At 67.8% G+C, this 25,771-nt stretch carries 15 protein-coding genes, 2 pseudogenes and 1 riboswitch; of the genes and pseudogenes, 8 read left to right on the top strand and 9 right to left on the bottom strand.

Annotation, left to right across the window (positions count from 1 at the left end):
• Positions 1 to 43: 43 nt before the first annotated feature.
• The 5 genes from ACSMTC_RS03525 to ACSMTC_RS03505 all read right to left on the bottom strand — a co-directional run bounded on the left by ACSMTC_RS03525 (position 44) and on the right by ACSMTC_RS03505 (position 5,937).
• On the bottom strand, positions 44 to 787 hold the full coding sequence (locus tag ACSMTC_RS03525; RefSeq protein ID WP_436558158.1) for a (2Fe-2S) ferredoxin domain-containing protein: 744 nt from the start codon (positions 785 to 787) through the stop codon (positions 44 to 46).
• Complete coding sequence (locus ACSMTC_RS03520; RefSeq protein ID WP_436558157.1) at positions 784 to 1,602, bottom strand: ABC transporter ATP-binding protein; 819 nt, start codon at positions 1,600 to 1,602, stop codon at positions 784 to 786. Before ACSMTC_RS03520 ends, ACSMTC_RS03525 begins: the two co-directional genes overlap by 4 nt.
• A complete protein-coding gene (locus ACSMTC_RS03515) occupies positions 1,599 to 2,678 on the bottom strand; it encodes a FecCD family ABC transporter permease (RefSeq protein ID WP_436558156.1) in 1,080 nt (359 codons plus the stop codon). Before ACSMTC_RS03515 ends, ACSMTC_RS03520 begins: the two co-directional genes overlap by 4 nt.
• The gene (locus ACSMTC_RS03510) at positions 2,675 to 3,544 is read right to left on the bottom strand and encodes an ABC transporter substrate-binding protein (protein WP_436558155.1); all 870 of its coding nucleotides are present in this window, start codon (positions 3,542 to 3,544) and stop codon (positions 2,675 to 2,677) included. Before ACSMTC_RS03510 ends, ACSMTC_RS03515 begins: the two co-directional genes overlap by 4 nt.
• A 197-nt stretch (positions 3,545 to 3,741) precedes the next feature.
• Positions 3,742 to 3,946: riboswitch (cobalamin riboswitch) on the bottom strand.
• Positions 3,947 to 4,317: 371 nt separating this feature from the next.
• The gene (locus tag ACSMTC_RS03505; protein ID WP_436558154.1) at positions 4,318 to 5,937 is read right to left on the bottom strand and encodes a multicopper oxidase family protein; all 1,620 of its coding nucleotides are present in this window, start codon (positions 5,935 to 5,937) and stop codon (positions 4,318 to 4,320) included.
• 578 nt (positions 5,938 to 6,515) lie between these two features.
• On the opposite strand from ACSMTC_RS03505, the gene ACSMTC_RS03500 reads away from it, so the two are divergent.
• The 3 genes from ACSMTC_RS03500 to ACSMTC_RS03490 all read left to right on the top strand — a co-directional run bounded on the left by ACSMTC_RS03500 (position 6,516) and on the right by ACSMTC_RS03490 (position 18,198).
• The gene (locus ACSMTC_RS03500) at positions 6,516 to 10,751 is read left to right on the top strand and encodes a LamG domain-containing protein (protein ID WP_436558153.1); all 4,236 of its coding nucleotides are present in this window, start codon (positions 6,516 to 6,518) and stop codon (positions 10,749 to 10,751) included.
• Between the two features lie 195 nt (positions 10,752 to 10,946).
• Positions 10,947 to 17,876: a polymorphic toxin-type HINT domain-containing protein gene (locus ACSMTC_RS03495; RefSeq protein WP_436558152.1), complete on the top strand. Its 6,930-nt coding sequence runs from the start codon at positions 10,947 to 10,949 to the stop codon at positions 17,874 to 17,876.
• On the top strand, positions 17,866 to 18,198 hold the full coding sequence (locus tag ACSMTC_RS03490; RefSeq protein WP_436558151.1) for a hypothetical protein: 333 nt from the start codon (positions 17,866 to 17,868) through the stop codon (positions 18,196 to 18,198). Before ACSMTC_RS03495 ends, ACSMTC_RS03490 begins: the two co-directional genes overlap by 11 nt.
• A 107-nt stretch (positions 18,199 to 18,305) precedes the next feature.
• Here ACSMTC_RS03490 and ACSMTC_RS03485 read toward each other — a convergent pair.
• Positions 18,306 to 19,049 (bottom strand): annotated as a pseudogene (locus ACSMTC_RS03485) (tyrosine-type recombinase/integrase); the annotation flags it as partial.
• Between the two features lie 128 nt (positions 19,050 to 19,177).
• Positions 19,178 to 20,383 carry a helix-turn-helix domain-containing protein gene (locus ACSMTC_RS03480; RefSeq protein WP_436558150.1) on the bottom strand — a complete coding sequence of 402 codons (1,206 nt, stop codon included), beginning with the start codon at positions 20,381 to 20,383 and terminating at the stop codon, positions 19,178 to 19,180.
• Between the two features lie 156 nt (positions 20,384 to 20,539).
• On the opposite strand from ACSMTC_RS03480, the gene ACSMTC_RS03475 reads away from it, so the two are divergent.
• From ACSMTC_RS03475 to ACSMTC_RS03465, 3 genes are all read left to right on the top strand, one after another.
• Complete coding sequence (locus ACSMTC_RS03475; protein ID WP_436558149.1) at positions 20,540 to 20,866, top strand: hypothetical protein; 327 nt, start codon at positions 20,540 to 20,542, stop codon at positions 20,864 to 20,866.
• Positions 20,866 to 21,189, top strand: coding sequence for a DUF7848 domain-containing protein (locus ACSMTC_RS03470; protein ID WP_436558148.1), 324 nt, complete (start codon positions 20,866 to 20,868; stop codon positions 21,187 to 21,189). Before ACSMTC_RS03475 ends, ACSMTC_RS03470 begins: the two co-directional genes overlap by 1 nt.
• A gap of 122 nt (positions 21,190 to 21,311) precedes the next feature.
• A complete protein-coding gene (locus tag ACSMTC_RS03465; protein WP_436558147.1) occupies positions 21,312 to 21,737 on the top strand; it encodes a hypothetical protein in 426 nt (141 codons plus the stop codon).
• A gap of 604 nt (positions 21,738 to 22,341) precedes the next feature.
• Here ACSMTC_RS03465 and ACSMTC_RS03460 read toward each other — a convergent pair.
• Positions 22,342 to 23,515: pseudogene (locus tag ACSMTC_RS03460) on the bottom strand (tyrosine-type recombinase/integrase); the annotation flags it as partial.
• Positions 23,515 to 23,694, bottom strand: coding sequence for a helix-turn-helix domain-containing protein (locus tag ACSMTC_RS03455; protein WP_436558146.1), 180 nt, complete (start codon positions 23,692 to 23,694; stop codon positions 23,515 to 23,517). The gene ACSMTC_RS03455 and the pseudogene ACSMTC_RS03460, both read right to left, overlap by 1 nt.
• A gap of 289 nt (positions 23,695 to 23,983) precedes the next feature.
• Between ACSMTC_RS03455 and ACSMTC_RS03450 the strand changes: the two genes are divergently transcribed.
• Positions 23,984 to 25,210 carry a helix-turn-helix domain-containing protein gene (locus ACSMTC_RS03450; protein ID WP_436558145.1) on the top strand — a complete coding sequence of 409 codons (1,227 nt, stop codon included), beginning with the start codon at positions 23,984 to 23,986 and terminating at the stop codon, positions 25,208 to 25,210.
• Positions 25,211 to 25,389: 179 nt separating this feature from the next.
• Entirely contained in the window at positions 25,390 to 25,728 is a 339-nt protein-coding gene (locus tag ACSMTC_RS03445; protein ID WP_436558144.1) for a hypothetical protein, read from the top strand.
• Positions 25,729 to 25,771: the final 43 nt, after the last annotated feature.

Below are 25,771 nucleotides of genomic sequence, written 5' to 3'. Positions count from 1 at the left end.
GCTGAATCCGGAGTTCACCCCGCTCCCGTGCCGGTGGTCGTGATCAGTCGTCGTGGTGGTCTGCCTGCTCCCTCTTGTGGCGTGGGAGTCGGTGGGACTCGACCGGTCGTCCGCCGGCGAGGTGCTCGGTGACGATGCGGCCGGCGACAGCCGGGTCGATCTTCCCGTACCAGATGTCGTCCGGCTGCACGCTGGCGACGGGCGCCTGGTTGCAGGGGAACTGGCACCCCGTCTGGGTAACGAGCACGTCGTCGTCGCCGAGGCCTTGCTCGGTCAGTTCTTGTATCAGGGCGCGTAGTCCCTCCTCCGCGCCCTTGGCCGCGCAACGCGGGCCGCGGCACACCAGGACCTGGTGCCGGTGGCCGGTGACTTCCTCCCAGGCCGCGGACGTGAGGCCGGGCTCCTCGCCGGTGATGGCCCTCGTCACCGCGGCCACGGCGGCGACCGCGTCCGGCGAGTCGGCGAGGCGGGTCGCGACGAGGAGTTCGGGGCGGTGGTCCGCGCGCTCGCGCCACCAGTACGCCGCGATCCGCCGTAGCCAGGACTGGGCCGGGCCGGAAGCCGCGAGGCGGACGCCGATCACGACCACGGTCTCGGTGCCCTCGTCGGCCAGCCTGGTCAGCTCGGCCGACAGGGAGGGGTCCGCCTGCTGCAGAAACGCGATCGAGGCCCCGTGCGACGCTGCTGTCCGGAGGAGTTCGTCACGACGGACGGCTTCCCCGATCGACATGCCGACCAGGAGCATGGCACTGCGGCGGGCGAGGGCATCCGGGACGGGGGAGGTCATGGCGTTGTCCTTTCGTGGAGCAGTCCGTTCCACCGAATGTGCGGTCTGTCGTGCTGGGGGTGTCGTTCCACGGTGACGTCGACGCCGTAGACGTGCGCGATCAAGGGTGAGGTGAGCACGTCGGAGCTGGGCCCGTGGGCGACCAGTCGGCCGTCGAGCAGGACGGCGACCTCGTCGCAGTAGGCGGCGGCGAGTTCGAGGTCGTGCAGCGCGGCTACCGTGGTGATGCCCAGCCCGCGTACGGTGCCGAGGAAGCCGAGTTGGTGGCGTAGGTCGAGGTGGTTGGTGGGCTCGTCGAGCAGGAGCACGCCGGGCTCCTGCACCAGCGCCCGCGCGAGCTGGACCCGCTGCCGCTCGCCACCCGACAGCGTCGGCCAGGACCGGTCGAGCAGGTGGCCGACGTCGGCCGCGGCAACGGCATCGGCGAACACGGACCGCTCGTGGGCGCCGGCGGCGGAGTTCGTCGGCACGGGCCAGCGACTGCGGTGCGGCGTGCGTCCGAGCTCGATGACCTGACGGACCGGCAGCGACAGCCGGGTGTCCGCCTGCTGCTCCATGAAGGCCACCTGTCGTGCTCGTCGGCGGGCCGTGAGCGCGTGGAGATCCTCTCCGTCCAGGAGGACCCGCCCCGCGCTCGGCCGGGTCAGTCCGGCGACCGCGCGCAGCAAGGTGGTCTTCCCGGCGCCGTTGGGCCCGAGCAGGCCCGTGATCCGGCCGGGGCTGAACGCGAGCGAGACCGCGTCCAGCAGCGTGGCTCCGCCGATGCGCACACGGAGTCTCTCCGCGCGCAGTTCGACGGGAGGCGTCACCGTCACTGCCCCCTCCCCTCGGCCCGCCCCTGGCGCCACAGCAGCCAGGCGAAGAAGGGCGCTCCGAGCCCGGCCGTGATGACGCCGACGGGGATCTCCCGGTCGGGGAGGACCGTGCGTGCCACGATGTCGCTGCCCACCAGGAGGGACGCGCCCACCAGTGCCGACACGGGCAGCAGGAGGGCGTGGCGCGGGCCGCAGACGAGACGGACCACATGCGGTACGACCAGGCCGAGGAACCCGATGACGCCGGTGTTGGCGACCAGGCACGCGGTCACCAGCGCAGCGGTGGCGACGAGGACCCAGCGGGTGCGCTCGACGTGGACGCCGAGGGAGCGGGCGGCGGTCTCGCCGAAGGCGAAGGCGTCCAGGTCGCGGGCCGAGGAGGCCAGGACCGTGACACCGGCCAGCGCGACCGCGGTCAGGAAGACGGCGGTGGGCCACCGCACGCCGGCGACCGAGCCCAGCGTCCACTCCATGACACCGCGCGCCGCGTTGCGGTCCCCGAGGACCAGCACGACGAACGAGGTGTAAGCCCCGCACATCTGTCCCACCGCGATGCCGGCGAGCACGGTCCGGGCGGTCGGTAGCGACCGGGTGCGCGCGCCGGCCAGTGCCAGGACGACGACAGCGGCCAGCAGGGCACCGGTGAAGGCTGCCGTCGCCACCGCGCCGGTGCCCACGGCGCCGGACACGCCGACGCCGAGGACGATCACGGTGACCGCGCCGGCGGCGGCTCCGTCCGAGATCCCGAGCAGGAAGGGATCGGCCAGGTCGTTCCCGGTCAGCGTCTGCAACACCGCACCGCAGACCGCGAGGCCGGCGCCGGTGGCAGCCGCTCCCAGAACCCGGGGCAGCCGCAACTGCCAGACGATCTGGTCGTCCAGCAGCGTCACGTGCGGGCCGCCCAGCCCGAGACGGCGCACCACGACATCGATCACCGTCCGGACCGGCTCGTGTTGTGAGCCCACGGCCAGGCCGAGGAGCACGGTGGTCAGTAGCAAGGCCACACCGATGGCCAGGGCCGCCGTCGCGTGGCCCGGACCAGAGGGCCGCACGGCGGGGTGGGGTGCGGTGGTCATGAACCCGGGTGCAGTCGGCTCAGTCCCGCGGACACCCGGGCGGCACCGTCAGCGAGCAGCACGCCGGGAGTCGACTCCGAGAACGGCACCACCACGAAAGCCTTGTGCTGCACGGCGGTGAGCTTGCTCAGCACCGGGTCGTTCTCCAAGTAGTCGATCTTGGACTGGGCCGTGTCCCAGCCGGCGTCCGCGACCACGATGGCGTCCGGGTCCGCCGCGACGACCTTCTCCCAGCTCACGTTCTGCCAGCCACCGGGCAGGTCCCCGAAGACGTTGCGGGCGCCCACGGCATCGAGCACGAGTTGAGGTCCGCCGTGGCCGGCACCGACGAACGGCGTCTTGGTGTCCGAGTCGTACCACAGGACCTTCAGGCCCTTGCCCGCGGCCGTCGCCGTGAACTGGGCCAGCTTCTGCTCCTGCTGCTGCTGGATCGCGGCGGCCCGCTCCGTGACACCGAAGACCTTGGCGACGTCGTTCAGTTCGCCCCACACCGCCTGCCAGGTCGTCGGCGGCACCTGGCTCTTGTCCGAGCAGCCGAACGGGGACAGGTACGACGGGATGCCCTGGCCACGCAGTTCCTCCCGGGTGCCCGCGACCTTGTCGGTGAACGCGCTGGAGTAGGAGGCGTACAGGAAGTCGGGACGGGCCGCGAGGAGCTTCTCCTTCGTCGGGTAGTCCTTGGAGAGCACCGGGACGGAGTCGTAGGCCGCCTTCCACTTCTCCGGGACGGAATCGTCGAGGTAGGCGGTACCGGCCATGCGGGACTGCAGGCCAAGGGCCAGGGCCACCTCGGTGGCACCCTCGTTGAGCGTCACCAGCCGGTCGGGCGGCGCGCCGACCGTCACGGTGGTCCCGCAATTGGCCACGCTGACCGGCTCGGCACTTCCGGTCGTCCCGCCGGACGCGACGGGCGCGGGGGCGCCCGTGCAAGCTCCGAGCGCGCCGATGAACAGCAAGGCCGCGACCGCGCGGCCGACACGTATCGGACCTGCGGGACGTACGGAACGTATGGATCGGAACGGATGCGGCAGACCGCTGGGCACGTGTTCTCCAAAACCCTCGTGGAACATGTCGCGCCGTGGCCGGTCTCCTGGCTTCCGCATCGACGCGCCGCGGCCGACCTTCCCGAGCGGCTCTTCCAGCCCGCCCAGTGGCCCTGACCGCTGGGAAAGCCGGTCAGCGAGGGCCGCGGTACTCCGCGGCAACAGTGGCGAGGGCCGCACCGGACTCCGACCGGTTTCCCGAACACCACGGCGATGGCAAGGTATCAGGCATGGTCAGATTGGTGCTGGCCAGCTCGTGGGATGATCGTTTGGATCGTTCGTGGGGTTGTGGGAGGGATCGGCTGTGGGGGCCGGGGAGGGGGTCGTACAAGGGGTTTCCGGTTCCCGGCGGGGATCATCTCCCACGCGGTATGGCTGCACCACCGCTTCCCTCTGCCCTGAGCCGAGGCCGAGGCCGACTTCGCCGTACGGGCGTATGTGGCCCGAAAACGGCGAGGTCAGGCCGTGCCGGTCGGCCGACTTGAGGACGTCCACCGGCCATGCGAAGTGTCGGCAGCCGACTGCGGACACCACGAACCCAACCGCTTCCCGTGTCCCGCCCGCGTTTGTGCAGGTGGGACACGGTGCCACTCGGACTACCGCACGACGTTGAGGTAGCTCATCATGCCGTTGTCCTCGTGCGCGGCGATGTGGCAGTGGAACATCCACCTGCCGGGGTAGTCGGTGAAGGCGACCCGGATCACCACCCGGCCGGGGGTCCCGTTCACCGCGTGCGGCACCGAGACGATGTCCTGGCGGTGGGTGTAGGGCTGCGCCGCGCCGTTGATCGAGGTCACCTGGAAGGCGTTGGTGTGCAGGTGGAAGGGGTGGTCTTCACCGGACTGGTTGACGATGGTCCACTCCTCGACGGTGCCGAGCCTGGCGGGGGTGTCGAAGACGGAGGAGTCCATCGAGAACCGCCTGCCGTTGATGTAGAAGACGGTGCCGTCGGCGTTCTCGGACAGGACCAGGGTGCGGTGCTGTGCGACGGGGACGGCTGAGAGGTCGGCCGGGGCGGTCGGCATCGGGCCGCTCACACCGGGAAGGCGCGGCGCCTCGTCGCCGGTGACGTCGATGGTGGCCAGTGGGGTGTCGGGGTAGGCGTCGCCCTGCGGTCCGTTGCTGTACGCGGTGGTGCGCAGCACGGTGGTCCCGGGGCTGGAGCAGGCGGTGACCAGGACGTCGTAGCGCTTGCCCGGTGGCAGCAGCAGGGTGTCGGCGTCGCTGGTCCGCGCGACGGGGGAGCCGTCCTCTCCGATGACGGTGAAGTGGTGGCCGTCCAGGCGGAGTTGGTAGAAGATGTCGGCCCCGATGTTGGCCAGTCGCCACAGTTGGGTCTCGTCGGGCCTCATCGTGAGTACCGGCCGCAGTTGGCCGTTGACCAGGCGCACCGTCGGGTTGTCGGAGTCGATCGAGGTGGTGGCGGTGTTCTGCGCGATGTGGCCGCTCGCATCGAGCTGAACGTCCTTCAGCGCGAGGGTGTGCGTGGTGATCTGGCGCAGTGCGGGCGGCAGCAGGGTGCGGTCGTCACCGACGATCAGCACCCCGGACAGGCCGGCGAAGATCTGGTTCTCCACGTCGCCCGGCATGAAGCCGCTGTCGTCCATCGCCGCCATGTCCGCCGTGGCGCCCGAGCCGGGCGCGGGGCAGGCGGTGCCCATGGCGTGGCTGTGGTACCAGAACGTGCCCAGCGGGTGGTCGGCCGGGATGGCTAACCGGTAGGTGGTGGAGGCGCCCGGGTCCACGCACAGGAACGGGTCGTCCGACAGGCCCTCAGGGGAGATGTGCAGGCCGTGGAAGTGCAGGTTGGTGGCGACCGTCAGGTGGTTGACCAGATGGACGGTGACGCTCTGGCCCGGCCGCACCCGGATGGTCGGGGCGACGAGCGAGCCGGTGTACGACTCGCCGTAGACCTCCTTCCCGGCCACGTCGAAGCGGGTCCGGTCGGCGTCCAGCGTGATGCTCAGGTCCGGCTGGGAGGCGCTGTCGGCGTCGGCGTCCACGGGGTCGTGGAAGGGCAGGCCGGCGTGCATGCCCTTCTCCTGCTGGGCGGTTGACGGCGGCTGCGGCTGATCGGCCGGGGAGACTGCCGTCGCCTCGGTGCCCACGGCCGCCGAGATCAGCAGAGCGACGGCCGTCATCGCATGGAGCATGCGCCTGGTACGTCGTATGTGCAGCCGGTGGATGTCGGCCGTGGTCGCGATGTCTTCGGACATCAGGTCTCCGCTTCGTGAGGGTCGGTGAAGTGCAGCCCAACCCTGCTCGATTGGCCTGACACAGACAAGATTTGACACTGACTCCGGCCGCCTGCGGGCAATGGCGGTCGCCGGGCCGGGTTCGGGCGTGTGAACGCGCGCCCGGAGACCGGTCGCCGGGCTGGGTGTGTGCTGGATCGAGGGTGACGGCGACCGGCAGCTGATCGGCGGCCATCTGGGTCCCTTGATGTCGTCGGCGATCACCGTGCCCGTCAGCCTGAGGCTGGCGGCTGGCGAGTTGACGGTGTTCATGTCGAGGACGCCATCCTGCGGCAATGAGTCCCTGTCCGCGGTTCGGATTGTCCGGATTTCGCCACGCATGGCCATCGTTGCGACACGTTCGGCAATCAATCTCGTCTCGCTTTGATCGCGAACAGTCTTGAGTAGTCATCGGATACGGCAAGCTTCGCTCTCATATTCGTAAAGTTTGAATAAGGCTCAGGTGTTCAGTGGTCAAAGTGAGATCGAGGCTGGGGTGGTCCGCGCGCCGATGGCTGGCGGTGGTCCTGGCCGCCGGGACGTTTGCCGGAGCGGGGGCGGTGCCGGTCGCAGCGCAGACCCCGGCCCTCGAAGCGGCGGCGGACGGCGGCGTGGTAACCCAGCCACCGGTGGAGTCGTCGGCCCAGTCGCCGGAGAGCGCGGCGGTCGCGGAGGCGAAGCGGACGGGTAAGCCGGTCGCGGTCGAGGCGATGCGGACCGAGACGTCCGATGTGGTCGCGCAGCCGGACGGGAAGCTGATCGCCACCGAGTATCTGCAGCCGCAGCGCACCCGTCGGAACGGTGCCTGGGTGGACATCGATCCGACCCTGCACGCCTTGCCGAGTGGTGCGGTGGCGCCGGGTGCGGCGACTTCGGAGGTCGAGTTCTCCGGTGGCGGTAGTGGGCAGCCGTTGGTGCGGATGGCGCGGGCGGGGCGGGAGTTGAAGCTCTCGTGGCCCAAGGCGCTGCCGAAGCCCGTTCTGGACGGCGCCACTGCCGAGTACCGGTCGATCCTGCCTGACGTGGACCTCAAGCTGACGGCGACCGCCACCGGGTTCACTCAGCTCGTGGTGGTCCGTACGGCGGAGGCCGCGAAGAACCCCGAGCTCGATCAGCTCCGCCTCGGCCTCCAGGGGGACGGGCTGACGATCAAGACCGAGACGAACGGATCACTCTCGGCGGTCGACAAGGGCGCGGGCGGGACGGTCTTCCGGGCCCCGAAGCCGCTGATGTGGGACTCCTCCAAGGGGACCGAGCCTTCCGGTGCCGCATCCCGGTCCGCCGTGCGCGCCGCTGCCTCCGCAGCTGCCGACGACCCCGCCCAGCCCGGTGTCGCCGGGCGCACCGCGCAGGTGGCAGTGGCGGTCACTCCGGCGCAGGACGCCATCGTGCTGACGCCCAACCAGTCGCTGCTGAAGGATCCGTCGACGGTCTTTCCGGTGATGATCGATCCGTCCTGGGACACTCCGCATCCGGCGGAGTGGGCGGGTGTGTCGCAGTACTACTCGTCCCAGTCGTACTGGCACTTCTCCTACAACAGCGACTACGTCGGGCAGTTCGGTGTCGGGTACTGCGGTGACACCTCGCGCTGCGCGCCTCGGGATGTCCAGCGGGTCCTGTACCGGATGCCGACGGGGCAGTTCGCGGGCAAGCGCATCCTCTCGGCGACCTTCTTCGCGCAGGAGGTGCACTCCTACGACAACTGCGATGACCCGCACCACCCGGTGGAGTTGTGGTGGACGAGCGGCTTCGACAGCGGGACGAACTGGAACGACACTCAGCGGTCGGGTTTCTGGGAGCGGCTCCTGCAGACGGTCAACCCCACCAAGGGGGCGGGCTGCGGTTCCGGGGATGTGGAGTTCGGTGCGTCCGCGGTGAAGAGCATGGTCCAGCAGGCTGCGGATGGCGGCTGGGACTACCTGAACCTGGGGCTTCGGGCCGGGAACGAGTCGGACCTGTACGGATGGCAGAAGTTCAGCGCGAATGTGGGCTTGCGCATCCAGTACAACCTGCCGCCGCGTCAGGCCGCTATGAGCGAGCTGTCGATGCAGCCGGGTTCGGTCTGCCAGAACTCGACCGTGCAGGTCAATAAGATGCCGCAGATCACGGCGCTGGCCTCGGACCCGGACGGTGATCCGGTCGCGGTCCAGTTCAGCGCGGCCTGGGACGCCGGTGACGGCGCGGGCTGGAAGCGCCGCTGGTGGTCGACCAACAACAACGGCAGCGAGACGCCCACGGACTTCAAGGCCTCGGGCTCGCTCTTCAGCTACACCCTGCCCTCCTCACTCCCGCTGAACACCAGGATCGCCTGGGACATGCGGGTGTGGGACGGCGCCCAGTGGGGCCCGACCTCCTCCTCCGGCGACGCGACCGGCTGCTACTTCCTGGTCAACACCAGCACGCCCGACGGGCCCACCGTCAGCGCCTCCGACTACCCCGTGACGAAGGATCTGTCCAACTCGCTGGCCTGGTCCGACGGCGTCGGCAAGTACGGCGCCTTCACCATCGCCTCGGCCTCCAAGGACGTCGTCAAGTACCAGTGGGGACTGGACACCAGCCCGTCGGCCGCCAACGAGACCGCCACCACCGGCGGCGCGGCGCGCACCATCAACGTCCTGCCCGACAAGCCCGGTGTGCACTGGCTCTCCCTGCGCTCGATCAACGCGGCCGGCACCGCCTCATCCCAGGACGAGACGTACTACTTCGCCGTCCGCACCGGCCAGCCCCAGCGCGCGGGATGGACCATGGACGACCGACCCGGCTCCACCACCCTGGCCGGCAGCGCGGGCGGCTTCGACGCCACCCTCGGCACCGGCGCCAAGAGCGGCACCACCGGCCACAAGGGCAACGCCCTGCAGTTCGACGGCACCGCCGACGGCTACGCACAGGTCCAGGGCGGCGTACTGGAAACCGCGAACAGCTACACGGTCTCGGCCTGGGTCAACCTCACCGACAACAGCCGCAACCGCTCCGCCGTCAGCCAAGGCGGCCAGTACATCGGCGCGTTCAGCCTCGGCACCCGCAGCGGCCAGTGGGCCCTGCAGACCAGCACCCGCGACGACAGCACCTACGCCTGGCAGATCGCCACCTCCACCGCCCCCGTCACACTCAACCAGTGGACCCACCTGGCCGCCGTCTACGACAACAAGGCCAAGACGATCACCCTCTACGTCAACGGCACACCGAGCGCACCGGTCGCCGCCCCGTCGGCATGGTCCGCACGCAACACCTTCGACCTCGGCCGCCTGCGCTACCGCGGCGACTACACCGACCCCTGGAAGGGACAGATCGACGAGGTCAAACTCTTCGACCGCGCCTTGACCACCACAGAGGCGGCCGCCCTGGCCGGCGGCACCATGCCCACCACCGGCACCGGCGCCAAAGCCGTCTGGGAACTCGACGAGACCGGCAACACCGTCACCGGCAAACCCGAGACCTCACCCCTCACCCTGAACGGCGGAGCCGGCAACACCACCACCGGCGTCACCGGCCAAGCCCTCCACCTCGACGGCACCACCGGCTACGCCCGCACCGACCGCCCCCAGATCGACGGCGCCCGAAGCTTCTCCGTCTCCGCCTGGGTCAAACTCCCCAAACTCGCCGAAGGAGACACCTCCGCACACATCGCGATCAGCCAGATCGGCGAGCACAACAGCGAGTTCTCCATCTACTACTCCGCCTACTACAAGCGCTGGCTCTTCAGCCGCTACAAGGAGGACAGCTCCGCCGACACCCTCGTGCGGGTGATGCAGCCCGACTGCGCCCCCGGCACCCTGATCAACGGCGTGCCCTGCATGGGCCCCACCGACAACCAGTGGACCCACCTGGCCGCCGTCAACGACACCACCGCCAGGAAGCTCCGTCTCTACATCAACGGCTACCTGGTCGGCGAGTCCGACTACACCCAGAACGCCCCCTGGGCCAAGCCCGGCCCCCTCCAACTCGGCGCCGTCAACCGCGAAGGCGCCAACGGCGAGTACTTCGGCGGCGACATCGACGACGTCCGCATCTTCGACCGCGTCCTCACCTCCACCGAGGCCAAGGACATGGTCCGCCAGCGCCCCCAGCTCGCCGGCCGCTGGAAGCTGAACACCGCCACCGCCAAGACCACCCCGGACGAGAGCCCCTTCGCCGCCGGCGCCACCCTTGGCGGCGGCGCGACCATCAACGCGACCGGCGGTATCTTCGGCGGAGCCCTCAACCTGGATGGCACCACCGGATACGCCGAAGCACGCAACACCCCGCTACGCACGGGTGAGAGCTTCACGATCGCCGGCTGGGTCCAGCCCGCTGCCACGCCGACCCGGGACATGACCGTCCTCTCCCTCGCGGGGGCTAATGGCAACAGCGCGGTCGTAGTCCGCTGGAACACGGCCAAGGGCCGCTGGCAGGTGGAACTTGCCGACAGCGACAGCGGCACATCCACCAGGTCGAGCGTGACCAGCACACCGGCGCGGGGCTGGACCCACCTTGCGGTGGTCTACGACGCGTTCGCCTCCCGGGCGACCCTGTACGTCAACGGCCGAGTCGAGAACTTCGTCTGTGCCGAGGGCGATTCCACCTGCACCAACAGGGTGGCCACCGGCTTTGCTGTCCGTCCCTTCGAGTCGTACGCGGTCACGCCGCACACGTACTCCGGTCTGCAGTTCGGCCGGCGGGCGGCCGCAGGGACCTGGGGAGAGTTCTTCTCCGGTGAGCTCGACGACGTCTGGGCATACCAAGGCGTTCTGACTGGCTCCCAAATTGCGATCCTCGCGGCCAAGGACGGGGAGCTTCCCACCCAACCCGGCGTCTGACAAGCACCGTGGGGGTCGACCGTGCTCTGGTCGACCCACACGGTGCTTGGCGACGCCAGATCGGCCTTCGATCTTCGTTTCCCTCGGCAGCCGACATTCGGCGCCGCACGAACCCCCGTCCCTGCTAGTGGGACGGAACCCGAAGGAATCACATTGAGTTCATCCATCACAAGGAAACGACGGCCAAGGACCAGAGTGGCTGCCGTAGTCGCGGCAACCCTGGTCGGCTCGCTCCTACCGACCATCTCCGTCGCGGCGGCAGTGGCGGCCCCGTACCACAAGCCCGCTGTCTCCTCACAGGAGAAGCCGGTGAAGGGCTCGCCGGCGAAGACCAAGCAGCGCAAGGCCGACGCCACGGTCAGCGATCCGGCGGCCTCCCGCACGGCTTGGCCGCAGCCGGGCAGCGCGATCGTCTCCCTCGGGTCCGCCGGAGCTCAGGCCACCGCGACCAGGAACCTGCCCATCGCACTGTCGGCTCCCTCAACTCCCAAGACACGCAGCGCAGTCGCTGCCCAAGCGGCCACTGATCCCATCCATGAGGCAAAGGTCTCGGTCCTCGACCAGAACGCGGCACGCAACGCCGGTGTCAACGGAATGCTGTTCACCCTGGCCGGCACCACGGCCGCTGGGCAGGCCAAGGTCACACTGGACTACAGCAGCTTCGCGCAGGCAGGCGGTGGCGGATTCGGCTCACGCCTCCACCTGGTCCAGCTCCCGGCCTGTGCTCTGACGTCTCCTCAGAAGCCCGAGTGCCGCACGCAGACACCGCTCGCGGGTAACAACAACACCGAAGAGCAGACGGTCACCGCCGATGCTGTCGCGGTTGAGGTTCCCAGCACGCTTTCCTTGCAGGCACCCTCACCCGGGGAGATCGGTGCAGGGGCCGGCGTGACGCTGCTTGCGGCCACCGCGTCCTCCGCCGGCCCGTCCGGAGATTACAAAGCAACCCCTCTCTCGGCGGCTTCCACGTGGTCGACCTCACTGAACAGCGGTTCCTTCAACTGGTCGTACGAGATGCCGGTTCCGGCGATGCCGGGAGGCCTATCCCCCAAGCTCAGCCTCTCCTACGACTCGGGCAGTGTCGACGGGCGAACCGCGAACAGTAACAATCAGGCGTCCTGGGTCGGTGACGGCTTCGACCTCAGCCCCGGCTTCGTCGAGCGCTCGTACAAGCCCTGCGTCGATGAGGGGGTCAAGACCAACGGCCTGGACCCCGGAGACCTGTGCTGGGCGTACGACAACGCCACGATCAGCTTCGCCGGGCACTCGGGCGAGCTGATCCCGGTCGGCCCGAATGAATGGCGGATCAAGGGCGACGACAACACCAAGGTCACCCGCGGGCACGACACCAACCGAGGCAACGGTGACGACGACGGAGAGTACTTCCGCGCCGTCACCCCGGACGGTACCCGCTACTACTTCGGCTACAACCGCCTTCCCAACTGGAGCTCGGGCAAGCCCGAGACCAAGTCCGTCTACACGGTCCCGGTCTACGGCAACAACGACGGCGAGCCCTGCCACAAGGCGGACTTCGCCTCCTCCTGGTGCCAGCAGGGTTGGCGGTGGAACCTCGACCTGGTGATCGACGCCAACGGCAACGACATCACCTACTGGTACCACCCCGAGACCAACAACTACGGCCGCAACCTCAAGGCATCCGACCACACCCAGTACATACGCGGCGGCTACCTGGAGCGCATCGACTACGGCCAGCAGCAGTCGGACATCTACTCGACCACCATCAAGCCGATGGCCCAGGTCACCTTCACCCCCGCCGAACGGTGCCTGGAGACCACCACGGGCCGCTGCGACCCGTCGAAGATCGATGCGAACCGGCAGTACTGGTACGACACTCCATGGGACCTGAACTGCAAGGACAACACCGACTGCGAGACGGTCTACGTCCCGGCGTTCTTCACCCGCACCCGTCTTGCCAGTGTCGCCGTCAGTACGCTCCAGGCCGACGGGGCCTATCGCACCACCGACACCTGGAAGCTCAGCCACAAGTGGGGCACCGCCGACTTCGACTACCAGCTTCTGCTCGACTCGGTCGAGCACGACGGCGGCACCGGCGCTGATGCCATCCCTCTGCCCAAGACCACATTCGCCTACACCCCGCTCGCCAACCGCCTCGACAAAGACGGGGACGGACGCGCCCCGTTCATCAAGCAGCGCCTCAGCACCATCACCGACCAACTCGGCGCACAGGTCGACGTCGGCTACAGCCAACCGGCGTGCGCCTGGAACAACCTGCCCACTCCGCAGAGCAACACCACCCGCTGCTTTCCGCAGATGTACCAAGCGTCCTCCAAGGACCTGGTAACCACCGAGTGGTTCAACAAGTACGTCGTCAACTCCGTCACCACAACGGACCGCACCGGCGGCGCGCCGAACATGATCACCCGCTACAGCTACCTCGGTGACGCGGCCTGGCACTACGACGACGACAACGGCCTGACCCAGGAGAAGCTCAAGACCTGGTCCCAGTGGCGCGGTTACGCCCAGACCCGGGTACAGAGCGGCGGCACCGGCGGAATGTCGACCCAGACCGACCACTTCTTCCTTCGCGGCATGGACGGTGACCGCACGGACCCGACTGACAAGACGAAGAAGCGCGTCGTCAACAACATCAGCGACGGCGAAGGCGGCACCCTCACCGACGACCCGGCCTGGGCCGGCTACGAGTACCGCACTGAAGAGTTCGACAAGCCGGGCGGCAAGGTCCTCGCCAAGACCGTCCACACGCCGTGGAAGAAGGAGACCGCCAAGCGGGTCATGGACTGGGGCACCACGACCGCCAATCTGACTGGTACCAGCACGGCTCGTTCCTTCACCTCCCTCGACGACGGCGCAGGCGCCAAGTGGCGCGAGACCCGAACCAACACCACCTTCGACGGCTACGGCCGCCCAACCCAGGTCGAGAACCTGGGAGACGTCTCGCTCGACACCGACGACACCTGCACCGCCACCACGTACGCCGACAACACCGCCGCATGGATTCTCAAGGGCGCCATCCACACCGAGACCGTCGCGGCGAAGTGCACCGCCACCGTCAACCGCGACACCCGGCCTGACGGAACCTCTGCCGTGCTGTCCGACGTCCGCGTCCAGTTCGACGGCCAGGAATACGGCGCGGCCCCGACCAAGGGCGACGCATCGGTCACCCACATCCTCAAGTCGCGGACAGGCAACAGCGCCACCTACCTCGACAGCACTGCCGCCTACGACAAGTACGGACGCCCCACCGCCACGACCGACCTGGCATCCACCACGGTCTTCGACGTCACCGACGCCACCGCCCCGGTGACCACCCCGGTTGCCAATCCCCGCATCGCCTCCTCCTCCTTCACCCCAGCGACCGGCCGGCCGACGAAGTCGACCGTCACCGGACCTCCTGCCACTGTCGGCAATGCAGCCACAGCACAGACCGTCACAACCGAGTTCGACCTGCTGCGCGGCCTTCCCACGGCCACGGTCGACACCAACGGACGGCGCACCGACGTCCTGTACGACAGCCTGGGACGCACCCTCAAGGTCTGGCTTCCCAACCGCTCCAAGGGCAACGGCGACACCCCCAACAACGAGTACCAGTACTTCCTCGACGACAAGAAGATTGCGGCAGTCGCCACCAAGACACTCAACGAGGACGGATCCCAGGACACCGCCTACACCCTGTACGACGGCCTTGGCCGGGTACGGCAGACTCAAGCCCCTGGCGACAAGGGTGGCCGCGTCCTCACTGACACGTTCTACGACGAGCGCGGCCAGTCCGCTCTCGCATACGCCCCCTACTACTCCACCGGCGCTCCGTCCACGACCCTGCTCAAGGTCGAGGACGCCACCGGCGTCGAAACGCAGAGCGCCAGCACCTACGACGGCCTCGGCCGGGTGATCAAAAGCACCCAGCTCTCCGGCAATGGCACCGGAACCCCGCTGGCAACCACAACCACCACCTACAGCGGCGACCGGGCCACAGTCATCCCACCCAGCGGCGCAACCCCCACCACCACGATCACCGATGCGGCCGGACGCACCACAGAGTTGCGTCAGTACAAGGACAGGACACTCAGTAGCTACGACACCACCACCTACGGCTACGACACGGCTGGACACCTCACCACGCTGACCGACCCGGCGGGCACCCAGTGGAGCTGGAAGTACGACCAACTCGGCCGCCAGGTCACGGCCATCGACCCGGATTCGGGAACGGCCACCAAGACCTACAACGACCGTGGTGAACTCGCCAGCACGACCGATGGACGCGGCAAGACCATCGCCACCGTCTACGACAACCTCTCACGTGTCATCGAGACCCGGGACACCTCGCCGACCGGCACCCTTCTGACCTCCCGCACCTGGGACCCCGCCGGCGACAAGGGCGCGCTCTCCTCGAGCACGCGATACGTCACGGTCTCCGGCGCCACCTACCAGTACAAGACCACGTACTCGTTCTTCGATGACCTCGGCCGACCGGAGCGCACCACCACCACCGTGCCCTCCGTCCCCGGACAGGAGGCCCTGGCAGGCGATTACATCAGCGGCGTCAGCTACCGGTACGACGGACAACCCCGGACGATGGGCTACCCAGCCGCCGGGAGCCTGTCCAACGAGGTCGTGGCCTTCACCTACGACGGTCTCCACCGCGCCACCGCTGTGACCGCCAGCGGCCAGGTCACCTACCTGACCGACCAGAAGTACAGCCTCACCGGCAAGCCCCTGCAGGCCACCCTGTCCAACGGCACCGCAGGCAAGGACGTCTACGTCACCAACACCTACGAGTGGGGCACGCAGAGGCTCGCCACGAGCAGGACCGACCAGTACGGTGTCCCGACCCCGGCCCGCGGCGTGGCCTACACCTACGACCAGGCAGGCAACGTCACCTCGGTGACCGACACGTCCCGGTCGGGTACCGACCGGCAGTGCTTCCAGTACGACTACCTCGCCCGCCTCACCGAGGCCTTCACCCCCGCAGGAGCCAGCTGCCCCGCCACACCTGACGCCACCGCCCTGGGCGGACCCGCCCCGTACTGGACCAGCTACACCTACAACACCAACGGCACCCGGGCCAGCGAAACCCAGCACGACCCGACCGGCAACAGCGCCCAGGACAGCAAGACCACCTACACCTATCCCGCAGCCACCGCCGTCCGCCCGCACACCCTGACCAGCATCAGCCGCGTCACCGGCGCACTCGGCACCCCGGTCGTCGAGTCCTACGGCTACGACATCAGCGGCAACACGACGGCCCGCCACCTCACCCCCGCGGCGAACCGGTCCAGCGACCAGATCCTCACCTGGGACACCGAGGACCACCTGGCCAAGGTCACTGAGACTGTCAAGAACACCGCCGGCGGCACCACCACAACCACCAGCAAGACCACCGAGTACCTCTACGACGCCGACGGCAACCGCCTCACCACCCACACTGTCGACACCGCCGACCCATCATCGGAGAACTGGACGCTCTACCTCGGGAACACCGAGGTCAAGCTCCTCAAGGGAGCCGGCAAGGCCGCCGCCACCCGCTACTACCCCCTCGGCGCCGCCACCGCGGTGCGGACCGACGACAACAAGGTCTCCTTCCAGGTCGCCGACCACCACGGGACCGCCGAACTCAACATCGACGCCGCCACCGGCACGGTCAACCAGCGCCGGACCACGCCCTTCGGCGATGTACGCGGCGCCAACCCCTCCACCTGGGCAGGCAACCGCAGCTTCCTGGGCGGCACCAGCGAACCGACCGGCCTGATCCACCTCGGGGCCCGAGACTACGACCCTAAAACCGCCCGTTTCATCAGCGTCGACCCGATCCTCAACCCTTCCGACCCGCAGTCCCTGGCCGGCTACACCTACAGCGGCAACAACCCGCTCACCTTCAGCGACCCCACCGGCCTCGCCAAGATGTGCCTCGACACCTGCCGTGGCCCCGGGGACCCCATCCGCACCGGCCCCAACGACGGCCGTGGCGGCGGACCTGCCTACAACTCCAGCGACGACTACGACTACGACGACGGCGACGGCTACGCCCACCCCGTCAGCAGGAAAAAGCTAGAGAAGCAGATCGAAGACCTCAAAGACAAGTGGGACGAATATAACACCAGGATCATTTGCAAGGGCAGGGGAAATTCGATCTGCCGCACTCAGCGCCAGTGGGATAACGCCGAAGAATTCGGCAAGAATGTCCTGAAATTCCTGAGCGACCTCACTGTCATTATTCCGAACATTAAATGCACGGCTGGAGGTGGCTTTGGCGGAAAGAACGACGATGACTGCCAGACGGTCGGACTAGCCTTGTCCTCGTGGGAACTTGGGGTTGTGCAAAGGGATTTTAAGATCCTGGAAGATGATATCTTCAGTGCAGCCGCAAAAGCCTGTTTGCATCCTCACAGCTTCGAAGCCGACACTCTAGTCCTCATGGCCGATGGATCGGCTAAGAAGATCCAGGATGTTGAGGTAGGTGACGAGATATCCAATGCTCAGCCTGCAGTCAGCAAGAGCGAAAAGCATCGCGTCGACGCCAGGCATATAACGGTCGACGACAAGAGCTTCGTCGATATAACTGTGGAAACCGCAAGCGGCCCGCAGGTCATCACGGCTACGGGCAACCATCCGTTCTACAGCATTACAACCGCAGCATGGGCTGACGCAGGATCAATCCGCGCTGGTGACAAGTTGCAAACCGCCGATGGTCGAACAGTAACAGTCGGACAAGTCCGGCACTACCGGGCAGCGAAGACTACGTATGACCTGACAATCGATGGCCTCCACACGTACTATGTACTGGCGGGGACTACGCCAGTACTCGTGCACAATTCCAACTGCCTGACGATGTCGTCAGCTATCGGGGATGACCCCCTGCTGACCAAGGCGGCACAGCAGGCAGGGAAGAATCAGGCAGTCCAGCGAGACCTGGATAATCTCTTCAATCAGCTGTCTCAGGGGAATATGAATCCGGGAATTGGCAGCAAGGCGCTCGCTGGGACCGACGTGACCTATGCGCGTGGGGCTAACGGCGGACGACTTTTCTTCCGAAATGTCGACGGCGGCATTCAAATCGTAGGCAAGTCCGACAAGGGTAACGAATCCAAGGTCATCGGAAGGCTGATGCAGCTCTATGGACAGTAGCCCCTTCCCGGTCGTCAAGAAGGCCCAGTTTGAGGCCGTCTTCATGCTCGGCGCCGACGATCGGGTCGAGACGGTGGAGAACGTTGATGCTGAGATCACCGCGTCTGACGGAACCCGGTGGAGCGCAACTTTCATGACGCTCTCCGAGATCGCTCGTGTCATGGATCGATGGGTTGGGACGGGCGAGAACAAAAGCGGCCAGTATTTCCAATGTCCGGATCTGGTGATCGTGCGCGGCGGGGGAATTCCGGCCATGACCCTGGCCCTCGAAGGAATCTTCGAGAATGGGGGCCCGGGAGGAATCCTTGGTGATTTGAATTAGCGGATCGAATCGTTAAGGAATCTCGCCTCGCGAGATAGGAGAAGCCCCGCCGGAGGATACTCCGGCGGGGCTTTTTGCCGTCTTGACGGCAGTAGTTGACGGCAACGTCAGCGGACGGGTGCTGCACAAAGCGGCGGTTCGTCGCCGTCGTTGGGTCGGGTGGCGGTCTCGTCGGCGTTGTGAAGGGCCTTGCCGAGGAGGTCGATGGCGTCGCGCTGGAGGCGGAGGCGAACGTGAGCGTAGACGGTGGCGGTGACTCCGATGTGGGCGTGGCCAAGGAGTTCCTTGATGACAACGAGTTCGACGCCCTGTTCCAGCAGGAGGGTGGCCGCCGAGTGCCGGAGGTCGTGGAAGCGGATGCGGCGGAGCCTGGCCCGGCGGAGCAAAGCGGTGAAGTGCCGGGTGAGGGTGGCTCCCTCGATCGGGGCACCGTCCGGGCGGGTGAAGACGTAGCCGCTGTCCTTCCACCCGGTGCCTGCCGCTTCGCGTTCCTGGCGCTGCTGGTCGCGGTGTTGTGCGAGCGAGCGCAGGCATGGGGTCGGCAGGGCGATGCGCCGCTCGGAGCTCCGGGTCTTGGTCGGCAGGGCGGTCAAGCCGCTGGAGTTGGTGCGCTGGAGGGTGCGGCGGATGCTCGCGGTGCCGCCGGCCAGGTCGAGGTCTTCCCAGCGCAGGCCGAGGAGTTCGCCCTTGCGGAGCCCGGTGCGCAGCGCGAGTTCGAACAGCGCGTGCAGACGGTGGCCGTGGGTGGCGGCGAGGAACGCGCGGGCCTCCTCGGTGGTGAGGGGTTCGAAGCGGCGGGGTCGGGGTGTGCCCATGCGGACGTTGCGGGCGACGTTGCGAGGGATCTCCTTGGCCAACGTCACCTCCGGCACGGAGCGAGGCTCCCCGCCGACCCGCCGACCCGCCCACGCACGAGCCGCGCTGTGCGCCGAGACACCGACCGCAGCAGTTCGGGTGGACCCCCGTGCGGGCGCGATGGTCAGGACGCCAGCAGCTCGGCGACCTCAGGGACGTCGCGGAACGCCCGCAGCCGGTCCAGCACGATCCGCGTGCGCTCCGTGGTGCGCTCGCTGCCGCTCTGCCCCAGGGCGAGCATCCGGCCAGCCATCCCCGCCGCCGCCTCAGGCTCGTTCGCATCGGCGTAGGCCACGGCCAGCCAGGACAGGTACAGCGCCAACTCCCTCGCGTGACTGGCGTCGTAACGACCCAGGACGTCCGTCAGCAGCGGAACGGCGCGAAGCGGCCGGTGCAGCTCGGTGTAAACGCGGGCCTCCATAACCTGCAGTTCCCCGGCGTCCATCCAATACAGGTACGACGGTGACTCGGTAGCGGCCGAGTCCTGAGCCAGGGCCTCGCCGGCCTCCCCGAGGGCAGCCATCGCCGGGCGGTCCTGGCCGGCGCGGGTGTGCGCCCAGGCCACCCGGTCCAAGTACAGCGCGCGGGCCTTGGCCGGAGCAGCGGGACCGGCCTCCTGGACGGCGGCGGTGGCGAGGGTGACGGCGTCGTGGGGGCGTCCGGTGTTGCTCCACTGGTAGGCCAGCGAGCCCGCCACGTTCCCCGACAGCACCCCGTCCCCGGCGGCACGGGCGGCACTGATCCCGAGCCGGTAGATCCGCTCCGCCTCGGCATGTTCGCCCGCATCGGAGGCGACCCAACCGGCAATCTGCGCCAATTCGCCAATCGTCCGTAGCAGTTCGCGGCCCACCTGCTCGCTGTGGGTGCCCTCGCGGTAGATCGTGACCGCCGCCCGCAGTTCCCGCAGGGCCGGGCCGATCAGGTCCTTCCCGTACACCACGTCGTCTGCCAGCCGCAGGCCGTGCACCCGCCGGGCCAGGTCGGCGACCTGCCCGGCGCCGATCCGCCGGCCGGTACGCGCACTCAGCGGGGCCAGGGGGTCGTCCTTGAGGAGGAAGTCCGCGACGGTAAGCACCCGAGGCGCGGGCTCGGGAGGGCGGACGGCCTTGGCGGCCTCCAGCATCTCCCGCGGGACCTCCAGCACCTGGGCGAGGAAGGGCAGCCACTCGCGCGGGGACCGCGTGCCGATCTCCCAGCGGGACACGTCATTGCGCGTCGGCGGGACACGCCCGGGAGCGGCCTGGGCCAGCGCGTCAGCGAGCCGCTGCTGACTCCACCCCCGAGCCTGACGCAGCCGCCGCACCAGCTCCCCGACCGATTCCCTTGCCACCTGGCCAGCTTGGCAGACAACAGGGCTGACAGGCTGGCTACTCCGAGATGTTCAGGCCAACGAGACCCTGAATCGACAGAGCCGGACCGAGGAAGGGACAGCAGCATGGCCGAGGAGGCGACACGTCTGTTCGACGCGAGCACGGTGGAGCTTGCAGTGGAGGAACTGCGTCTGCTGCCGTGGGCCAACCCGGATGGGCTTCCCTGCTACTTGAGCACCGACGGCGGTGGCTACCTGGCGAGGCTCGCCGACGGCATCGAAGTGGTCCAGCTCACCATGGGCCAAGAACTGCTGGACTACGCCCGGGGCGTCCTGGCTCCCGGAGCGCGGGCGCTGACGGACGCTGAGTACCGGTGGCTGGCGTGCCGGCTGACCGAGGCCCTGTCGGACGCGCTCAGGGTCGCGGACTCGCGCGGGCAGCGCATCCCCGTCCCGCCGGGCACCGCCGAGGCCGACGGCTCTGACGAGCAGGGAGCGCGCTGATGGGCACGACCACCCGCTACCGGTTCCGCGAATACACCGTCACCACCGTCGTAGACCCGATGGCACTGCCGACCTTCGAGGCGGTCTGCGTCACCGGAGAAGAGCAGGACTGCGGAGCCGCCTCCGACCAGACGCACACTCCCGAGGAACTGACCCGCTGGATCGCCGCACACTGCGCCCAGACCGGCCACACAACCTACGAGCGACCACCCGCGCCACCCTCCGTGCCGAGCCCGGAGAGTGGAAGTGAGGCCGCCGACCGCCAGCACCTCACCGAGAGCAGCATGCGGGCGCCATTGAGATCAAGTGGTCTACACCTCTGACGGCAGTAGTGACGGCAACAACCACGTACGCCAGCGCACAACCACGGACACCGACGGACCGTCAAAACGCCGCTGACCTGCGAAAAAGCAGGTAGGGCAGGCCGCCGTGCCACACGTACTATGTGCTGGCTGGTAACACGCCGGTGTTGGTGCATAATTCCAACTGTGGCTCCTTTGCGCAGATGTATGAGGGAGGCGGTGGAGTTATTGCAGACCTGAACAATGGTGCGTTGAGCATGGCGGTGGAGCGGGGTGGGAGCTCCGTTTCGGGTGGGCAAATGTTCGCCGATGTCATGAATCATTTTGGCCCCGAAAATGTCACGTCGTTCCAGGCTAAATGGGTTCCCGCAATGCCGAGTAACCTTGATGCCTTCAATGCAAACCTCAGGGCTGGAATGTCCTACGAGGATGCGGCTGCAAATACCTTCACTGGTCACATGGCCGGAAAGTATGGAATGACTGCTGTGGCGGTTGACAGAAGCAGGCTCGTGGGTGAGTTCGGCAACTACACCAATGTTGAACCCGTATTTTCGCGACCTGCAGGGTAGGTGAGTGTCTTGGATGGCGAAGTCGTGCTGCTAGACCTTGTGGCTGAGGGGGCAACTTTTTTGGAGGTGCTCGAATTCCTTTCTCAACGAGGCCCTCGGACCCTTACTCCGCTTGAGTTTCTCAGAGTATTCCAGGAGGAGCTTGGAATCTCGTTCATCGAATCACGGAACATGCTGGAGTATTTCGACCCCCACATGAAACCGATTGTCGATGTGGAGCTCATTAACGAGCGCGGGCGTCTCCTCCTTCAGAGGTTCGCCCGATTGACTGACGGACCCTAGAATTGGGGTGAGTCACAAGAGAAGGGCCTCGCCGAACGTTTCGGCGAGGCCCTTCTGAGCGTCTTGACGGCAACGCTGACGGCAACGTCATCCCTGAAGGGGCGGGGCCGGTCAAGTCCCCACAGGCTGCTTTCCCGGGCGCTCCGGCTGGTTGCGGGCACAACCGCGAGCGAGGCGTCCCGTGGGTCAAGGCGGAGCGCCCGGAGGCGGAGCCGAGGACGAACGGCCTTGAGGCCGGGGCGCCTCGCTCGCGACGATGTTGATGCCGGAAGTCCGGAAGTGCTGGTGTGGCGCTCCTGGTGGTGCGTGCGGGTGGGGGTCTGTTGCTGAGGGTGTCGATGGCCTGTCGCTGGAGGCGGAGGCGGGCGTACACCGTTGCGGTGACGCCGATGTGGGCGTGTCCGAGGAGCTCCTTGAACACGACGAGTTCGACGCCCTGTTCCAGCAGAAGGGTCGCCGCCGAGTGACGGAGGTCGTGGAAGCGGATGCGGCGGAGCCTGGTTCGGTGGAGGAGTGCGTTGAAGTGGCGGGTGAGCGTGGCAGGCTCGATGGGGTGACCATCGGGCCGGGTGAGGACGTGGCGGCCGTCCACCCAGCCCGCGCCGGCCTTGTCCTTCTCCTATGTCTGCTGCGTCCGGTGGGCGCGGAGCGACAGCAGGCAGGGCGCCGGGAGGGCGATGCGGCGTTTCGGAGCTGACTGTCTTGGTGGGGAGGGTGGTCAGGCCGCCGGTGCGTGTGCGCTGGAGGGTGCGGCGGATGCTGGCGGTGCCGCTGCCGTGGTCGACCTTCCCAGCGAAGGCTGAGGAGTTCGCCAAGGCGGTGGCCCTGGGCGGTGGTGAGGAGGGTGCGGGCCTCGTCGGCGGTGAGGGGTTCGAAGCGGCGGGGCCGGGGGGTTGCCGGTGCGGGCGTTGCGGGCGACGTTGCGCGGGATCTCTTCCTCGCGGACGGCGTGCTCCAGGGCGGACTTGAGCACGGAGTGGACGTAGGCCAGGGTCAGCGGGGACAGCCGCTTGCCGCACCACCTGCCGACGGCGCAGCACTGGGGCCGGTCGCGGGCGGCATCGAGGCCACGGGCGCAGCACAGGCAGGTGGTGCAGAGTTGGTCGGGCCAGGTGCGGACATCCTTGGCTGAGAGCTTGGCGAGCCTCTTCCGGCCGAGGCCGGGGATGAGGTAGCGGTTGTTGCAGGAGGTGTAGCGGGTGTGGGTGGTCTCGCGGAGGCGGTGGATGGCGACATTCTCCAGCCAGTACGTCAGGTACGCGCCGACGGTGCCCTGCGCGGAGGGGGCGGGCACGCAGCGGTTGCTGGCGGCAGATCTTCTCGGTGAGTTTGGCGGCGGCCTCGGCGCCGGTGGCACCGTAGACGCGGACACGCTTGCGGGTGTTCCTGGGCGAGAGGACGTAGCCGGCGGCCTCCCAGAGGCCGTCCTTGTGCTGGTAGATGGTGCCGTTGCCGTTGGCACGGGTCTTGCGGGTAATGGGGCGTGGCGTGGTCATCAGGCTGCCTCTTCGAAGTGGTGGATGTAGTCGGTGAGGGTCCGGGCGGGGATACGGCGGGCGCGGCCGATGGTGATTGAGGTGAGCCGCCCGGTGCGGATGAGGTCGTAGACGGTGGAGCGGCTGATCTTGAGCCGGGCCATGACCTCGGGAACGGTCAGGAGTTCGTCGTCGCGCATCGGAAGCCACCCGCGTCCGCTCGATCGGCGGTGCCACGGCAGCAGCCAGTCATGCGAGTTCCGGAGTGAGGCCGATGCCGGAGAACGCCCAGTGGGAGAGGACGAGCGTTGAGGTGTTGTCCGCTCCGGTGGCCGAGGGTCCCGCCTGCAAGCGCTGCCAGTCGGCCCGTGCCCACCGGAGCTCAGCGAGCACGATCACCCGGTCGGCTACGGTCTCCCGCTGTTCACGCTGGGGTTTTGCAGGGCGGCGTACCGTTGGTGAGGAACGAAGTCAGGTGCGGGGGTGGCCATGGCGGAGAGCATCGGGGACCGGATCGGGCGGTTGCGCCGACGCCGGGGCATGACTCAGGAACAGCTCGCCGAAGCGTCCGGGGTGTCGGTGGCGACCATCCGGAAGCTGGAGCGCAACGACCGCGAGAGCGCCCGGATGGGTACGTTGCGCCAGCTTGCCCAGGCGTTGGGTGTGAAGACGACGGATCTGATGCAGACCGGTCCGATCGAAGCTCCGGTTGCCCCGGAGGTGGATCCGGCTGGGATTCTGGCGATCCGTCGGGTGATCACACCCGCCAGGGGCCTGGGCCGGGTGGCCCATGCTGATGACGTTCACGATGCCCCGACCATCAGCGGGGTCCGAGCATCGGTACGCGAAGGCAACCGCCTTTACCAGGGTGACGACTACGCGGCCACACTCGGAGCACTGCCGAGTGTGCTGACCGAGGCCGCCCAGGTCGCCGAACTGGTGGATGGCGAAGCCAGGTTGGCGGCATTGGAGATGCAGGCGCAGGCGTACCAGCTCGCGGGGTCCACTCTGATCCACCTTCGCCATGACGATCTCGCCTACCAGGCGCTGAGCCGGGCCATCGACCTGGCCGAGCGGAGCGGAAACCAGGTGCTCGGTGCGTCGGCCGTGGTCTCGCTGTGCTGGCTGCTGCTTCGCCAGCGCCGCTTCGATGAGGCCGAGGACGTGGCCGTCGCCACGGCGGACGCCATCGAACCGTCCTTCCGGCACTCAACCGCCAGCCACCTCGGCACCTGGGGCTGGCTGCTGCTGCGGGGATCGGCTGCGGCTGTCCGCAACAGCCGGACCGCGGAGGCGGACGAGATGATCCGGCAGGCCAAGGCCGCCGCCATCCTGGTCGGCCGGGACGTGATCGACTACCACGAGTACTGGACGACCTTCGGCCCCAACACGGTGGTCATGAAGGAGGTCGAGAACGCCATGGTCCTCCGCGAGTACGGCAAGGCCCTCCAGCTCTCCGGACAGGTCACCGCCCCCGCCCGCTCCACCTCCAACAACCGTAACCGCCACCTGCTCGACCTCGCTGCCGCGCACACCGAACAGCGCGACTACGCCCCGGCCACCGAGATCCTGATGGGCATCAAGCAGGCCGCACCCGAGTGGCTGCGCTACCAGCGATACGCCCGGGACATCGCCACCACCCTCGTCACCCGACGCAAGCGCGGCCTGTCACCGCAACTGGTCGAACTCGCCGACTTTCTCGCCGTCGAACTCTGACCAGCCCGGTAGAGACACTACGCATCAGATCCATACCGAGTGGTGGGCGAACTGACCCCGCACTTTCCTGGGCCACCCGGCGCCGACGCCCGACGATCTCAGTAGCCGCACGAACGGCACGGACCGACACAGCTTTACCAACGGTCCTGTGTCGCACCGAACTGAGATGGATCGAAGAGATGACCAAGCCAGCGCAGCCCACCGCCGTCGTCTACCTGTGCACCGCCAAGGACGAGCCCATCGTCACCCGGCGAGCGATGTGCGAGCGGATCGCTCGTGAGTCGGGCCTGCACCTCGCGGGCGTGATCCACGACGATGAAGGCGCCACCGAACCCGACCAGCGCCGAGGGCTCGCCTACGCGCTCCAGATGCTCCTTGACGGCGAGGCCGACACCATCATCGTCCCTACCGGCGAGATGCTTTCCGTCCTGCCGGACGAGAAGGCCCGAGTCAGCCGCTCCGTCAGGAAGGCCGGCGGCCGGATCATCGTGGCCAGCGAAGTGAGCGCCAGGTACTGAACTTGATTGGGTGATATCCGAGTTGTTCGTCTGACAGCGTCCG

The organism is Kitasatospora sp. HPM-01-4, assembly GCF_051374625.1.
Taxonomy (GTDB): domain Bacteria; phylum Actinomycetota; class Actinomycetes; order Streptomycetales; family Streptomycetaceae; genus Kitasatospora.
The sequence above is the reverse complement of the archived record's forward strand: the minus strand, read 5'-3'. Positions and strand labels throughout refer to the sequence as shown.